Source organism: Streptomyces sp. NPDC001020 (assembly GCF_053599115.1).
This window is the reverse complement of the sequence record NZ_JBSFLQ010000030.1, coordinates 67733-83022: the sequence shown is the minus strand read 5'-3', so window position 1 is coordinate 83022 and position 15290 is coordinate 67733. Positions and strand designations below refer to the sequence as shown.

Genomic DNA, 15290 nt, shown 5'->3' with positions numbered 1-15290 from the left:
CGATGGTTTTTGGACCGGCCGCGCCATACTCCCAGTCTTCTAACCAGGTGATGCCCGCTCGAATCAATGACTCTCGCCACCACTCCTGGCGTGATCCGTTCGGTCACCGCCCGCCCCGGGTACCGCACCCCGCGCCGACGCGCCCGCACCGTGCGCCTCGGGCGTGGTCAGCCGGGTACCGCCAGCTCGAACCAGACCGTCTTGCCGGAGTTCGCCGGGCGGGTACCCCAGCGGCGCGAGGAGTGAGCGACCAACTGGAGTCCGCGGCCGTTCTCGTCGTCGCCGCGGGCGGTGCGCTTGCGGGGCGGCTCGGGGAGCGGGTCGGAGACCTCGACGAGCAGGGGGGCGGCGGAACCGGCGGGGCGTACGAGGCGGACACCGATGGGACCTGTGGCGTGTCGCAGGGAATTGGTCACCAGCTCGCTGACCAGCAGCGCGGCGACGTCGCCGAGCGGGTCGAGCCCCCAGGTGCGCAGTTGGCCCCGGACCACGGCGCGAGCGGTACGTACCGCACCCGGGTCAGCGGGGAACGTCCACTCGGCGCTTTCGCCTTCGGTGTCGAACACGCCGTTCACTTCCCAGACCAGAAGCCCACCCATGTCCGGTTTCGTGGGGTTAATGGGCACATACCCGATATTCGGGGCGCCTTACCTCGCATGAGGGCGCTCTGTGGCACGAACGGCGTACGACACCTCAGCCCCTGAAACCTCACAGGCTTCGGCAGCCCCAGGCCTTACGGGCCCAACCTCCCTGCCCCGGGGCCCGATCGCACGGAGTTCAGGCAGAACCACGCGATCAGATGGGAACGTGATCATGAACAGGCACGATCAGAAGGCGACCGGATGCGCTTCCACTCGACGAGAACGGCTTCGACCGCCGCCACATCCTGATCGAGCCAGTCCACGTCCCAGATCTCATCGACGGTCAGCCAGCGCAGCTCGTCGTGGTCCTCAAGGGGCTCGGGGGTGCCGTCAAGGAGACGCGCGGTCCACACCCGCAAGACATACCCCGGCTTCAGCGGCCACTCCCCCGGCACGCGCCCGACCGGCTCCGCCGTCACGCCCAGTTCCTCGCGCAGCTCGCGCACGAGGGCGTCTTCGGGGGTCTCGCCGGGCTCCACCTTTCCGCCGGGCAGCTCCCAGCGTCCGGCGAGTTCGGGGGGCGCGCTGCGCCGGGCGGCCAGCAGGCGGCCGCGGCTCAACAGGGCGGCTCCGACCACCACGACCGATTGCGTCATGCGCCGGAGCCTACGGGAGCGCGCGGCGGGCCGACCGCCCGGGGCGAGCCCCTCACCTGCTCCCGTTCCGCCCGATGCGCTCCACCCAGTAGAGCTGTTTGTGGCCGCGGTCATCGAGGCTGTCCACGATCCTCTGGGCCTCGGCGCGGGTCGCGTACCTGCCCACGCGGTAGCGGTTGCCGTTGTCGTCCTGCCGTATGACGAGCCAGGGAAGAGTGATCGTACTGTCGCTCATCGCACCCCTCCGCTTCCCGCCCCCGGCCCTCGTCGCGCCCCGCCCACCAGGGGAACCGCACTGCGCATATGCCCGAGCCTACGCCCAACCTTCACGCAGCGAATACGACTTTTCACAAAGAGGCACGCAACCAGCCACGATGGAGGGGGCGCACGCGGCCGAACGCGCCGCCGAGCACCCCCCCCCCAGCGCACGCCGAGCAGCGCGAAGCCCGTCAGGGGCTGGGTTCGAAGGAACGACCGAATTACAACTGCGGCTGGGGCGGCCGCCTTTGGGTCCCGGGGCCTGCGCGCCGGACATCCACCCGGCCCGCGTCACCGCCGGGCGGCCCCGGCGCGCCGCACCGGCGGCCCGGCCCGCCACCTCACCGTCGGGCGGTTCGGCTACTTCACCGGCAGGTGGTACGCCACCCGGAACCGATCCGCCGGCACCACCACGTCCGCCGTCTCCACCGGACGGCCCGAGGCGTAGTAGGTCCGCTGGATGGCCAGCACCACATGGCCGGGGACACCACCCAACGCCAGCAGCTCCTCCGCGAGGCCGGGGCGCGCGCCGACCTCCTCGGTGACGTTGTCCACGACCACGTCGATGGCGGCCATGCGCTCGACGACGCCCATGCCGCCGAGCGGCCCCTCCTCGGGGAGCATCACGGGGGTGCGGCCGGTCAGGGCGAGCGGTTCCCAGGACGTGGAGAGCATCATCGCCTCGCCCGCGTCCCGGTACACGTACTTCGTGCGCATCACCCGGTCGCCCGACTGGATGGCAAGCCGCTCGGCGATGGCGCCGCTCGCCTCCGTCTGCTCACTGTGCGACTCCCAGGTGCCGCGCGAGGAGGCGTCCGCCTGCTCCTGCCGGAAGGGGGTGGCGCCGCTCTCCGGCCGGAACCCGGAGCGGGCGATCCGCCGCGGCACCGGCCGCTCCCGGACGTAGGTGCCCGATCCGGAGCGGCCCTCGACGAGCCCCTCGGCCATCAGCACCTTGCGGGCCTCCAGGGCCACGGTGTCCGAGACGCCGTACTCCTCACGGATACGAGCCTGGGAGGGGAGACGGGTATGCGGCGGCAGCGATCCGTCGGCGATCTTCTTACGGAGATCACCCGCGACACGCAGATACGCCGGCTGCTCACCGAAAGTCACTGGCCGCTCCCATCACCTGTACAAACAGCAACAGACTGGCAACCCTGGGTTGTAGCTGCAAGCAAAGGCCAAGGAATCACTCGATGTGATGAAGTTGACTACCGAGGGCTGTGCGCAGGCACTTTCTCCCCGTTATCGCCGCCGTTACACCCGCTTTCCGGTCTCCGTACCTCCGCCGGAACCCTCGCCGTCGTCGGTCTCGTGTGACGGCGGGGTCGCGGCGAGCCCCAGAGCCTTGCGGGCGGTGACCGCCCGGCGGCCCTCCAGGAGTGCGCTGCCCTGGTCGTAGTGGATGTAGAAGGCGTCGACGTCAGCGGCGTCCGCCGCCTTCCGCCACTCCTCGCGCGCCTGGTCCAGGGCCGTCGCCTGGCCGGCGACGGGCTGCCCGATGCCGTCCCCCCACGAACGGGCGCGCAACCGTCGGGTCTGGTCGGCCAGCGCGGCGCTGACCCGCGCCGCCCACTTCCGGTGGCCGGGCAGGTCGTCCTCGACGTACTGGGCGTCGGGGGCGGTGTCCAGGGCGTCGTAGAGCACGGCGTCCGCCCGCAGATAGGCGAGCTGGTCGGCGGTGAGGTTCGTGGCGTCGCGGCGCAGCGAGCCGGTGAGGGTGCCCTTCTCGTCGGTGTTGCCGAACATGCAGGTGATCTCGCGGTCGCCGAAGCGCCAGCTTTCGCGGGTCGGCGTGAAGTAGTAGACGTCGACGTCGTCCGTGACCGCCCAGGAGTCCATGGCGTACGCGTTCTGGAGCGCGTAGCACTTCTTCTCGGCGGTCCTGGTGACGGCGTCGTCGCCGGGGTAACCGCCGGCGGGCAGCCTGACGTCGGCGAAGACCTCGGCCTGGTGCTCGCGGGAGCAGGGCACCTTGTCGACGTCGTATGTCTCGCCCGACAGCGAGCCACCGGGCGCGTTGAAGCACTCGCCCTTCTTCAGGGAGAACGTCACGCTGTTGTCGCGCGCCTCCCGCGCCCCGTCCTTGAAGCCCTGCCAGAAGTCGTGCGAGGCGCCCGTCGCGAAGAACATCACCAGTAGCGCGAGACCGATCGAGGACAGCGTGATCCCGCCGATCGCGAACCCCTTGCCGCGCTCACCGCGCCTTTTGATCTGCGCGAGCGCGATCAGCCCGAGGACCAGGCCGACGGCGGGCAGGAAGCAGAGGATCCCGAGGACGAACGCGGCGACCGCGAGCCCGTTGACCGGCGCCGGGTGGTTGTACGGGGAATACCCCTGGCCCCAGGGCTGGTACGGAAGCCCGTTCCCGTACGGCTGCTGGTACGGACCCTGCGGGTAGGGATCCCCGGGCTGTTGGGGCCCGGGGGGCGGGGGTATGGCCACGTGAACGGTGCTCCTCGTCCGGAGTGCGCAGAACTGTTGTACGGGCCGCATGGTAGGGGCGGGGCCACTGGGGGCGGAATGCGGGGCACGAAGGTCATGACGGAGGCGGCCGACGGGTCGAGGGTCCGACGGGTCGGGGTGGTCGGGGTGGTCGGGGAGGGTATTTCCTTCTCCGCCGTCGATGTGCGACCCGGCGACGTCAGCGCTCACACGGGCATACAGATGTAACACGGATATCCTGAAACAGATGTGATATACCGTCACTTCTCGGGACGACAACAACTACCCTGTTCACATGACACTTTTGCCGGACTGTTTCTGCCCGGTGGACGGCACGCGGGTGTCCGCGAGGTCGCTCGACTGGTGCTGCCCCGTCTGCGGCGGGCCGCTGGACCTGGACTTCTCGCCCACCCCGGCCCCTCTCAAATCCCTTCTGGGGCGCGTGAATTCGATGTGGCGGTACGCGGAGACGCTGCCCCTGTCCGGGCCCTCGGTCAGCCTCGGCGAGGGCCGCACACCGCTGGTGGAGCTACGGGAGGGCATCTCGGCCAAGCTGGACTTCCTGATGCCGACACTCTCCTTCAAGGACCGCGGCGCGGTGCTGTTGGCCGAGCTGGCGCTGCGGCTGGGGCCGCGGCAGGTGGTCGCCGACAGCAGCGGCAACGCGGGCACGGCGATCGCCGCGTACTGCGCGCGGGCCGCGCTGCCGTGCACGGTGTACGTTCCCCGGGGCACGTCGCCGAAGAAGCTGGAGCAGATCGGTGCGCACGGGGCGCGGGTGCACGTGGTCGACGGCGACCGCGAGGCCGCGGCACGGGCCGCGCGCGAGGCGGCCGACGAACCGGAGGTGTTCTACGCGTCGCACGTCTTCAACCCGTACTTCCTGCACGGCACGAAGACGTATGTCCACGAACTGTGGGAGGACCTCGGCGGGCGCCTCCCGGAGGTGCTCGTCCTGCCGGTCGGCAACGGCACGCTGCTGCTGGGCGCGGCGCTCGCCGTCGCCGAACTGTTCGCGGCGGGCCTGATCGAGCGTCGGCCCGCGCTGTACGCGGTCCAGGCGGCCGCGGTCGCGCCGCTGGCGCACGCGTGGGAGAAGGGCGCGGACGACCTGGTCGACGTCACCCCCATGGCCCCCACCGCCGCCGAGGGCATCGCGATCCCCCGCCCGCCCAGGGCCCGCCAGATCCTGCGCGCGGTACGGGACTCGGGCGGCACCTTCCTGACGGTGACCGAGGACCAGATCCGCCACGCCCAACTGGACCTGGCGTCACAGGGCCTGTACGTGGAGTCGACGGGGGTGGCGTGCTGGGCGGCGGTACGGGAAGGGGTGCTGGGGAAGCGGGGTGCGGTGGTGCCGTTGTGCGGGGCGGGGCTGAAGTCGGGGCCGGTCGGCACCCAGGAGTGAGGGACCCCTGGGGGACCGCATGACCAAGAGCCCATCGCGTGTCCCTGACAAGCCGGTTGGTAAAATCCGGCAGCCCCGTTCGGGGCGCTCGGAGAGGCCCCACACTCCCGGGTTCTGTCACGGCGTGCCGTCTTCGCCACGGTTCGTCATGTCCAGGGAGGGGAACCCATGGGGCGTCGTGCCCTGTCATACCCGCGCGCGGTGCTGCGCAGAGCGGGTGTCACCGTCGTGGCGACGGCAGTGGTCGTGGGGGTGCTCGGCCCCGCCGCCGGGTCGGCGTCAGCGCAAGCCGCCGCCGAGGTGGTGATCGGGCCGTACGGGCAGTCGATCCAGCCCGAGCACGTGTTGTCCGTCGGCCGGACCGGCTTCCTGCACAGGCTGCCGGGCGCGGCACGTCAGTGGACGGACTACGCGACCGGCCGGACGACGACGCCGGACATCCCGGACGACGGCAGCGTGCAGCGCGTCATCAACACCCACGCCGACACCATCGCCTACCAGACCGGTACGGGAGAGGCGGTGCTGATCGACCCGGTCAGCGGCGACAAGAAGACGATGCGGCTGCCGGGGGGCTTCACTCTCCGGACCGTGCAGGGCAACACCGCCCTCGGCTATGCGAACGGGGAATGCCACCTATTTCGTTTCGCGGCGGACGGGTCCCTCCAGGACCGCCCGGTGACGGACGTACCGGAGGGTGCGACCTGCGGCGAGGTGTCGACGGTGACCGCAGACACCGGTGACGGAGCCGGTGTCGTCGTGCAGTACCGGTCGTCCGCCGCGCGCGAGTACGGCTTCGGTGTCATCGATCTGGCCACGGCGCGGTTCAGCACCCTGCCCGTCACGGTCAACAACAGCGCATTCGAACTTCAGCTCACGCCTCGGACCGTCTCCTGGTACGAGCGCAGCAGCATCCGCGTCATGCCCCGGGACGACCCGCAGGCCACGCCCTGGAGCGTCCCGAACCCGAGGCCCCCGTACAGCATGATCTCCCGCCTCGTGGGCTCCACGGTGCTCTGGATGAATGGCGGCGGGCCGGTCACCGCCGTGACGGCAGACGGCACCACGAGCCAGGTACTGGACTTCGTCCAGGGCGACAACACAAGCGCGCTCCCTGGTCCCGACGGCAGCCTGCTCATGGTCGGCAAACTCGATCATGAATACGCGGTGCACCGCTTCACCGAAGGCGCCGACGGCAGCCTCCAGCGCGCCGAGGTCCTGGACATCCCCTGGCACCCCTCGCGCACCACGTCGCTCGCCCTCTCCCAAGGGCGCCTGGCCACCGCGGACACCTACTTCGGAGGTGCGGCGGCCTACCACGAACAGAAGCTGGCGCTGTCCGGCACGCCGTCGGTCCTCACGCGCGAGAACCTCGGTTCGGCCGACGCGGGGGAATGCGACGCGGCCGGGTGCCCGCTGCTGTATCCGACCGGTGACGGCCGCGTCCTCCACCAGGGCGTGGACAGCGGCGGCAAGGCCGAGCTGCGCCTCATCGACAAGAGCAAGACGGCCCCGGGCACACGGATCACCACCGGTCTGACCGGCCTGAGCGTCGAAAGCGTCTCCGGGCGGTACGTCGCCTACCGGACGGCGAGCGCCACCGAAGTGCGGGACATCGACTCCCGCGCCGTCGTGCGCAAGACGTCGGCGGCCCCCGGAGCACTGTGGGGCGCCACCCTGTGGCAGTCCGCGGGCGCGGGCAAGGTCACGGCCACCGATGTGCGCACCGGGACCGTGAACCGGACGCTGTCGCTGGGTACGACCTCGTGCACCCCGTCGTCCGTGCAGGCCACCGCCCGGTATCTGTACGTGGAGTGCGGCTCGGCGAGCGCCCGCGTGGTGAAGCTCTCCGACGGATCGGTACGCAGTCTCAGCACCGGCTCGGCACCCGGACTGCTCGGTGACGGGTTCGTCGTACGGGTCGGCGCCGACCGCCAGGTCGCCCTCACGGACCTCACGCCCGCGACCCCGGCGACCCGCGTGCTCGGCACGGCGCGCGGCACGGCCGCGGGCAGGGACTGGACGGTCGACCCGTACGGCGGCCATGTCGCCTACGTCGACACGGGCGGCGACGTGCACGTCGTCCCGACTGGTATCACCACCGGGGTGCTCGGCGTGACGGACTCGTCGGTGGCGACGAGCGCGCGTGTCGCTCTGGACGTGCCCTCCTGGCGGCCTACCTGGTGGATCTCCAAGCCCGTCGCCTCCTGGCAGTTGACGCTGAAGAACAAGGTGAGCGGGAAAACAGTCCGCACGCTCACCGGAGGCGAGGCCCGCGGGCAGATCGCCACCACCTGGGACGGCTGGACCGGGGTGACCGGCATCGGTGTCCCGGACGCGACGTACACCTGGACTCTCACCGCCCGGCCCGCCGACGGGCAGGGGGCGGCGCTGATCAAGTCGGGCTCGGTGAAGATCTCCGGCGCCCGGCCGGCACACCACGACTTCGTCGGCTTCGGCGGCATCGGGGATCTGCTCACGCTGAACTCCTCCGGCGCGTTCACCTTCCAGCACGGGACCGGCAAGGGGACCTTCTCCGGCAAGACGTCGGCGAGCGGCTGGCCGACCTCCGCCATCGCGGTGCCGTTCGGGGTCCTTGGCGGCGGCGACCACAACGTGGTGCTGGTCCGGCTGAGCAGCGGCGAGTTGCGTTCCTACCGGCCGAACGGCGGAGCCCTCAGGCCCAGCACCCCGTACACCTCGCTCGGCAAGGGCTGGAACGCCTACAACGCGCTCACGTCACCGGGCGACCTGACCGGCGACGGACGGCCGGACCTCGTCGCGCGCAAGGCGTCCACCGGGGACATCTACCTCTTCGCCGGCACGAGCACCGGCAAGCTGGCCGCCGGTAAGAGGATCAACACGGCGTGGACCGCATACACCCGCATCATCGGGGTGGGCGACCTCAACGGCGACGGCATCGGGGAGGTACTGGCCCGGCACAAGGACGGGACGCTGTACCGGTACGACGGCAGGGGCAACGGAACGCTGAAGAGCCGCGTCACGGTGTTCACCAAGTGGGGCGCGTCCTACAACGCGATCGTCGGCGTCGGCGACATCACCGGCGACGGCAAGCCCGACCTCGTCGCCCGGGACACGGCCGGGAACCTGTACCGCAACAACGGCAAGGGGAACGGGTCGTTCAGCGGACGAGTCAAGATCGCGACCGGCTGGAAGGGCTACAAGGGGATCTTCTGAGACTGCCCGCCAGGGCACTGGTTCGGGGCCCTATAGGAGCCAACTCCCTTATGGGGTCCGCACATATGCCTTCCTCTACGGGCCTTGCCTAACGTGTGCGCGGCGCACCACAGCGCCGCGCACACATCCACACCATGGGCAAGGGGGACGGGGCATGCGGGACAGACGAAGCCGTGCGGGCCGGTGGCGGCTGCTGATCGCCCTCCTGCTCGCGGTGGTGGCCGGACTGCCGGCCGCCGGCGGCACCGCGGCCGCCGCCACGCCTCCCTCCTACCTCACCCTCGAGGCGAGCTACGGGGCCGGCACCGTCACCAACGGCTGGGAGAGCGTGGAGCGTTATCGCGACACCACCGCCGGGTTCCGCACCGAGGGCTACCCGCCCGACGGTCGCGGCGACCAGGACGGGAAGCGCGTGACGTACTTCGGTGGCGTCGCCCGCCCGGACTCCGGCCGCTTCCTGCTCTACTCGGCCCCCGGCTGGAACACCGGCACCCGCACCACGCCGGTCCTCCTCGTCCACGGCGCGAACGACACGGCGGACCGCGCCTGGGCAAATCCGGGTGAGTCGGGCGGCTACGGCTGCGGTGCCCTGTCCTGCCCGTCCACCGGGCTGATGCAGTACCTGTCCTCGCGCGGCCACCGCGTCTTCGCCGTCGGCTTCGCGCACAAGCAGGGCGACAACCTGATGCAGGCGCAGGTCGTCGGTGACGCGATCGCCGTCATCAAGGCGAAGCTGGGTGTCGACAAGGTCGACCTGGTCGGCTGGAGCAAGGGCGAGATGTCGACCCGCGCGTACGTGTCGTCGCTGAAGCCGAGTTGGGGGCGGGCGTACGCCGGTGACGTACGCAGGCTGATCACCGTCGGTGGTCCGAACGGCGGCTACGACTACCCGTACGCGCACGGCTGGGCGCACGACTTCTCCATCTGGCCCGAGTGCGGAGGGAAGATCAACGCCCCCTCCCCGCACTCGCGCATGACGTGCTACGGCCTGTACACCGCGCACCCCGAGTTCTCGATGACTCCCTCCGGCGGCTACGACAACTACCCCGGCCAGCGACAGATGCTGGCCCGATGGGACGGGGTGTACGGAGTCGACGGCGCCGCGCAGGACTGGTACACGACGTACTACGGCGGCCAGGGCTACTACACCGCGGGCAGCGGCATCCAGGCCGCCATCGACGCCGGCTCCCTGATCACACCGCTGCACAACGCCAAAGTCCCCGCCTCCGTCACCACCTACCTGCTGGCCGGCGGATCCCCGGACGTCGTCGGCATCTTCAACGAGAACCGCGGACCCAGCGACGGGGTCGTCTTCATCGCGAGCGCGCTCGACACCACCGGCATCCCCACGGTCGGCGGCACGGCCACCATCGCCGGCGCCAACCATCTGGAGCTGGGGTGGAACACCTCGGCCGCCGCCCAGATCGCCACCTGGCTTTCGTAACCGACCGAGAAGGCAGAACCGCCCATGACCGCGAGCAGCATCCGTACCCGCCGTGTGCCCACCGACCGTCTCACGGTCCAGATCGCCGAGATGCGGGACGAGGGCGAACCAGTCGTCTTCGTCCACGGCAACGTCTCCTCCTCCGCCTTCTGGCACACCACCCTGCCCCTCCTCCCGGACCACTACCGGCCCATCGCGCCGGACCTGCGCGGCTTCGGCGGCACCGACCCGCTGCCCATCGACGCGACGCGCGGCCTGCGTGACCACGCCGACGACCTCGCCGCGCTGCTCGCGGCCCTCGGGGTCGAGCGGGCACACCTGGTGGGCTGGTCCCTGGGCGGGGGCGTGGTCATGCAGTACCTGTGCGACCATCCGGCCGCGGTGCGTTCCTTGACCCTGGTCAACCCGGTCTCCCCGTACGGCTACGGCGGTACGCACGGGGTGGACGGAACCCTCAACTCCGAGGACGGGGCCGGTTCGGGCGGCGGCACGGCCAACCCGGAGTTCGTCGCGCGGCTCGCCAAGGGCGACCGCGGCGAGGACTCGCCGCTCACCCCCCGTTCCGTCCTCGCGAACTGCTACGTCAAGCCGCCGTGGCGCCCCACGGACGCGGACGAGGACGCGTACGTCGCGTCCATGCTCACCACGCGTACCGGTGACGACCACTACCCGGGCGACAGCGTGGCATCGGACGCCTGGCCCGGCGTCGCGCCCGGGACCCGCGGCGTTCTCAACTGCCTCTCCCCGCTGTATTTCCGCATCGACGAGCTGCATCTGATCGACCCCAAGCCGCCGGTGCTGTGGATCCGCGGCGAGGACGACGTGATCGTCTCGGACACCTCGATGTTCGACCTGGCGCACCTGGGCTCGATCGGCGCGGTACCGGGCTGGGACGGGACGCCCGCCCAGCCCATGGTGGCGCAGACCCGTCACGTCCTGAACCGCTACGCGGAGGCGGGCGGCCTGGTACGGGAGGTCGCCGTGCCGGGCGCCGGGCACTCGGTGCACCTGGAACGCCCCGACGAGTTCGGCGCGGCGCTGCGGGGGATCCTGTCGGTATGACCGTATGCACCACTGATCAGGGTGCCGTCCGCGGCAGCCGCTCCGCGGACGGTGTGGTGTCCTTCCTCGGCATCCCGTACGCCGCCCCACCCGTCGGCCCCCGCCGCTTCCGCGCACCGTCCGAGCCCGAGCCCTGGACCGGTGTACGCGATGCCACGTCCTACGGACCGACCGCGCCGCACGCGCCCTACGCACCACCGTTCGACGCCCTCATCCCGGAGAACGCCATCCCCGGTGAGGACTGCCTGAACCTCAACATCTGGACCCCGGCCCCGGAGGCGGGGGCCGGTCTGCCGGTGATGGTGTGGCTGCACGGTGGGGCGTTCTCCAACGGCTCGGGCTCGGCATCGGCCTACGACGGCAGCGCCTTCGCCCGCGACGGGGTCGTCTGCGTCACTCTCAACTACCGCCTGGGATCGGACGGTTTCCTCCACCTTCCCGGCATCCCCGACAACCGTGGGCTGCTGGACCAGGTGGCCGCCCTGCGCTGGATCCGCGCGAACGTCGCCTCCTTCGGCGGCGATCCCGACCAGGTGACGGTGTTCGGGGAGTCGGCGGGCGCGATGAGTATCGGCGTCCTGCTGGCCACCGGCCAGGCACACGGCCTGTTCCGCCGGGCGATCCTGCAGAGCGGCGCATGCCACCACGTCCTGCGCCCGTCCTCGGCAACCCTGATCGCGGCCCGACTGGCCGTGAAGCTCGGCATCGAGCCGACACCGGAGGCGTTCGCCGCGCTCTCCCTCGACGACCTCCTGCCCGCCCAGGCCGAACTCCGCGCCGAGGTCGGCGCCGACCCGGACCCGGCCCTGTGGGGCGAGGCGGCGCTCAACATGATGCCGTTCGAACCGGTGACAGCCGGTCCGTCCCTTCCCGGCCCCGACTGCGGTGTCGACCTCCTCGTCGGCAGCAACCGTGAGGAGTACCGCCTCTTCCTGGTCCCCACGGGCCGCCTGGACGCCTTCCCCGCGTCCCGGCTCCATTCCACGGCGGCCGCCTACGGCGTGGACCCGGACAAGACCGTCCCCGTGTACGCCGCGACCCGCCCCGCGGCCGTCCCGGGCGAGCTGCTGGACGCGGTGGCGACGGACTGGTTCTACCGGATCCCCGCCATCCGTCTGGCCGAGTCCGTGCCGGGCTCGCACATGTACGAATTCGCCTGGCGTTCACCGCAGTTCGCCGGCCGCCTCGGCGCCTGCCACGCCCTGGAACTGGGCTTCGTCTTCGACCGCCTCCAGGACCCGTCGTACGCCCCGATGCTCGGCACCCGCCCGCCCCAGGCTCTCGCGGACGCGATGCACCGAGCGTGGGTCTCCTTCGCGAAGACCGGCGACCCCGGCTGGCCCGCGTACGACACGACCACCCGCACGACGATGATCTTCACCGAGGATTCCGCCCCGCAGGACGATCCGCGCGGGCAGGAGCGCCTGCTCTGGGAAGGCGTGCGCTAGGCGCTGTCGGGGGCACCCGCGCCCTTCCCCATGCGGTGACAAGGGCGCCGAACGGTCATGCCCCGCTTGCCTTCTCGATCAGAAGCAACCAGGTCTTGGCCTGATAGCGTCTACTCCCCTGTAGATGTTCACGCCCCGGACGCCTCGCCTTCACCAAGGTGCCCGTCTTTCGCCGCTGCGCGTTTCCCGGGGCGTGCCGGCACTTGAACCACCGCTCGGAGACCCCCTTGATCCCCTCCTCCTCGGCCGCGCTCGACGGCGCGGCCATAGACGGCGGCCTGTACACCGACATCACCGACATGGCCCGCGACACCCACTGGCTCAATGAGCCGGTGTCGGTCTTCACCGATTACGGCATGGGCCTGTTCGCGGTCTTCCTGCTGGTCGCGTGGTGGCGTGCCCGGCGTCAGGAAGGCATGGTCATGGCCGCCGTCCTGTCCATACCGTTCGCCGTCGTGCTCTCGTACGTCCTCAACAGCGGGATCAAGTCCTTCTTCGAGGAGCCCCGCCCCTGCCGCGCCCTCCCCCACGCCTTCCTCGTCGAGGCGTGCCCTCCGGTGGACGACTACGCATTTCCCAGCAACCACACCACCGTGGCCTTCGCCTTCGCCGCGGCCTTCTTCCTGGTCAGCCGGCGGCTGGGGGCGGTCGCGCTGCTGACGGCCGTGGTGATGGGAGCCTCGCGCGTCTATGTCGGCGCCCACTACCCGCACGATGTCGCGGTCGGCGCCCTGGTGGGAACCATCGTCTCCCTCGTGGTCGTCGTGCTGGGGCGCCGTCTGTGCGCACCCCTTGTGGAACGGATGCGCGCCGGCGCACTGCGTCCGCTGCTCGCCGCCTAGCCGTCCCGAGAGCTTGCGGATGGGCGTCCGCCGGGGTGCCCATCCGCGTGCTGACCGCCTCCGGCCGGGCGGGCCCCCGGGCATCGGCACCCGTGCGGCGCCTACCGGGCACCCTCCGTGACGGGGCTGTGGTGGCGAGATTCCGGGCGTAACCTGGGCGAGGGTGCTTTGCACCATGGCAACCACGGCCTCATGTGACCGCTGAGAGCGCGAGGAGGTGAGCGGGATGGATCCCTGCGCTAGTAGTCCCAGCTCCCATTCCCTCGCACCCGAGGCGCCCGGCGGTCACCACACCGTCTGACGGTCGACCTCAGCTCGGGGCGCCGGTCGGCGATCACGTCCGCCGCCGGCTCGCCTGCGGGTGCCGATCAGGCGGAGGTACGCCATGACGATCACCATCACTCTGCCTCGTGTCTCCGTCCCGGCGGTGACCGAGCGTGGTCTGCGTCTGCTGCTGCCGGTCGCTGTGCCGGCGATTTTCGCCGTGGCCGACGCCTGCGGCGTCGGGCCGCTGGTGCGTGTCCTGGAGCTCGGCTTCAAGATCGCCCGGTCGGCCGCACAGGACTGACCGACGGCACTCCCCCTGGAGGCGACGGTGAACGACCAACTGCGGGAGGAAGCACGCCGCGCGGTACGCCAGGCGGCACAACGGTTGACCGAGGACGCGGCTGCCCTGACGGCCGCGTCCGCCGAGGCCCACGAGATCGGGCTGGCGACGCGCACGGAGGACCTGCGACGCGCCGTACTCGCTGCCTGGAGTGCCGGCGTGGCGCGCGGCGACCTCGCCCGGGACGCCGGTGTGGAGGCCGATGTGATCGATGACTGGATCGGTCCGGACGTACCGCCTCGGCTCTTGACCGTGTGAAGAGCCGAGACGGCACGCCCGTCCCTGGTGCTGTGGTGCGGCGGCCGGTGCGCGTCGACGTGCTCGGGCAGCCCGAGCACGTCAGCGGTTGACGGCCTGGATCTCCTGAACCTTGACCGGCTGGTGGCTCCCGTACTGCCCGTCGGGCATGGTGCCGCCCGCGCCGCCCGTGCCCTTCCACGCGACCTCCCACGTGGCGGTCGCCCGCAGGTCGAAGGTCCCGTCGCCCGACGACCGCAGATACGTCACTCCACAGGGCGGGGCGCCTGAAACACCCTTCTTCCAGGGCGTACCGATGGAGTCACCGTCGAGAGTGCACTGCCCGTTCGCGGGGAACAGAGTCGCGTCCTGCGTGCCCGGGTCGAGAGTAAGGCCCTTCGGCGTCGCGGTGGTGGTCGCCTCGATGTGCAGCCCTGGAACATCAAGGGAAGCGGTCACCGAGACCGGCTTGAACTCCGCCTTGTCCAACCAGGCCCAGGTGGGCAGGTTCACCTTCGTGATGTCGGCCGGAGCGAGCGAGACCTTGGTGCCGGGCACCCTCATCTGCTTGTAGGCGAGGCCGGCGAGGATCTCGGGGCTGACGGCCTGAGGGACGTCAGGGGTCTCGCCGTTCTTGACCCAGAAGGGAGGCTTGTTGCACTTCTGCATCTGCTCGAGGGTGGCGTCGTCGCTGAACTGGACGTCCCACCACATGCCTTCCTTCTCTTTGTCTATGTTGTAGTCGTCCTTGGCGTAGCCCTGGTTCTCCTTCGCGATGTCGCTCTGGATCTGGCCCCTCGCGTCAGGGTCGTGAACGGCGGCGTACCAGAGGCTGCGTCGTGACTCCTTGAACTCGGTGGCGGTGTACACCGGCGCGTACCAGCAAGGCGGCGGAGTCCAGTTGGAGTCCACCGAGGCTATGGGACCCGAGCCCGGACCCCTGGGCAAGGAGTAGGTGTAGCCGACCTCGGCAGTGATCTTGTCACCGTGCTTCGAACCGGACGCGTTCGTGTTGCCGTTGCCGTTGTGCCTGGCGGCCGTCGCGGGTCCACCCGCGACCAGCAAGGCGACGCAACTCGAAGCCAACACAACAAGCCCTCTGCGCAT

14 protein-coding genes are annotated in these 15290 nt (G+C 70.6%); 8 read left to right on the top strand and 6 right to left on the bottom strand.

The features are described 5' to 3' along the window. Positions 1–167: 167 nt before the first annotated feature. From ACWDEX_RS26020 to ACWDEX_RS26000, 5 genes are all read right to left on the bottom strand, one after another. Positions 168–599 (bottom strand): ATP-binding protein, encoded by a 432-nt coding sequence (locus ACWDEX_RS26020; RefSeq protein WP_450466421.1) that lies wholly within the window; start codon positions 597–599, stop codon positions 168–170. A 212-nt stretch (positions 600–811) separates the two neighbouring features. After that, positions 812–1237: a (deoxy)nucleoside triphosphate pyrophosphohydrolase gene (locus tag ACWDEX_RS26015; protein WP_450466419.1), complete on the bottom strand. Its 426-nt coding sequence runs from the start codon at positions 1235–1237 to the stop codon at positions 812–814. Between the two features lie 52 nt (positions 1238–1289). After that, complete coding sequence (locus tag ACWDEX_RS26010) at positions 1290–1472, bottom strand: SPOR domain-containing protein (RefSeq protein WP_450466417.1); 183 nt, start codon at positions 1470–1472, stop codon at positions 1290–1292. Positions 1473–1855: 383 nt separating this feature from the next. Continuing rightward, positions 1856–2608: a GntR family transcriptional regulator gene (locus ACWDEX_RS26005; protein ID WP_450466416.1), complete on the bottom strand. Its 753-nt coding sequence runs from the start codon at positions 2606–2608 to the stop codon at positions 1856–1858. Between the two features lie 144 nt (positions 2609–2752). Next, entirely contained in the window at positions 2753–3940 is a 1188-nt protein-coding gene (locus ACWDEX_RS26000) for a DUF4190 domain-containing protein (RefSeq protein ID WP_450466415.1), read from the bottom strand. Positions 3941–4235: 295 nt separating this feature from the next. Here ACWDEX_RS26000 and ACWDEX_RS25995 point away from each other — a divergent pair, with 295 nt between their 5' ends. From ACWDEX_RS25995 to ACWDEX_RS25960, 8 genes are all read left to right on the top strand, one after another. Beyond that, on the top strand, positions 4236–5348 hold the full coding sequence (locus ACWDEX_RS25995) for a pyridoxal-phosphate dependent enzyme (RefSeq protein ID WP_450466414.1): 1113 nt from the start codon (positions 4236–4238) through the stop codon (positions 5346–5348). A gap of 918 nt (positions 5349–6266) precedes the next feature. Further along, positions 6267–8543 (top strand): FG-GAP repeat domain-containing protein, encoded by a 2277-nt coding sequence (locus ACWDEX_RS25990; RefSeq protein WP_450466445.1) that lies wholly within the window; start codon positions 6267–6269, stop codon positions 8541–8543. A 154-nt stretch (positions 8544–8697) separates the two neighbouring features. Next, on the top strand, positions 8698–9987 hold the full coding sequence (locus ACWDEX_RS25985) for an esterase/lipase family protein (RefSeq protein ID WP_450466412.1): 1290 nt from the start codon (positions 8698–8700) through the stop codon (positions 9985–9987). 24 nt (positions 9988–10011) lie between these two features. After that, on the top strand, positions 10012–11049 hold the full coding sequence (locus ACWDEX_RS25980; RefSeq protein WP_450466411.1) for an alpha/beta fold hydrolase: 1038 nt from the start codon (positions 10012–10014) through the stop codon (positions 11047–11049). Beyond that, positions 11046–12497: a carboxylesterase/lipase family protein gene (locus ACWDEX_RS25975; RefSeq protein WP_450466410.1), complete on the top strand. Its 1452-nt coding sequence runs from the start codon at positions 11046–11048 to the stop codon at positions 12495–12497. Before ACWDEX_RS25980 ends, ACWDEX_RS25975 begins: the two co-directional genes overlap by 4 nt. A 227-nt stretch (positions 12498–12724) precedes the next feature. Continuing rightward, positions 12725–13339 (top strand): phosphatase PAP2 family protein, encoded by a 615-nt coding sequence (locus tag ACWDEX_RS25970; protein ID WP_450466408.1) that lies wholly within the window; start codon positions 12725–12727, stop codon positions 13337–13339. Positions 13340–13724: 385 nt separating this feature from the next. Then, positions 13725–13907 (top strand): GNAT family acetyltransferase, encoded by a 183-nt coding sequence (locus ACWDEX_RS25965; protein WP_450466407.1) that lies wholly within the window; start codon positions 13725–13727, stop codon positions 13905–13907. A 27-nt stretch (positions 13908–13934) separates the two neighbouring features. Next, positions 13935–14204: a hypothetical protein gene (locus tag ACWDEX_RS25960; RefSeq protein ID WP_450466406.1), complete on the top strand. Its 270-nt coding sequence runs from the start codon at positions 13935–13937 to the stop codon at positions 14202–14204. 81 nt (positions 14205–14285) lie between these two features. Here the strand turns inward: ACWDEX_RS25960 and ACWDEX_RS25955 are convergent, their stop codons facing one another. Further along, positions 14286–15290, bottom strand: coding sequence for a hypothetical protein (locus ACWDEX_RS25955; RefSeq protein ID WP_450466444.1), 1005 nt, complete (start codon positions 15288–15290; stop codon positions 14286–14288).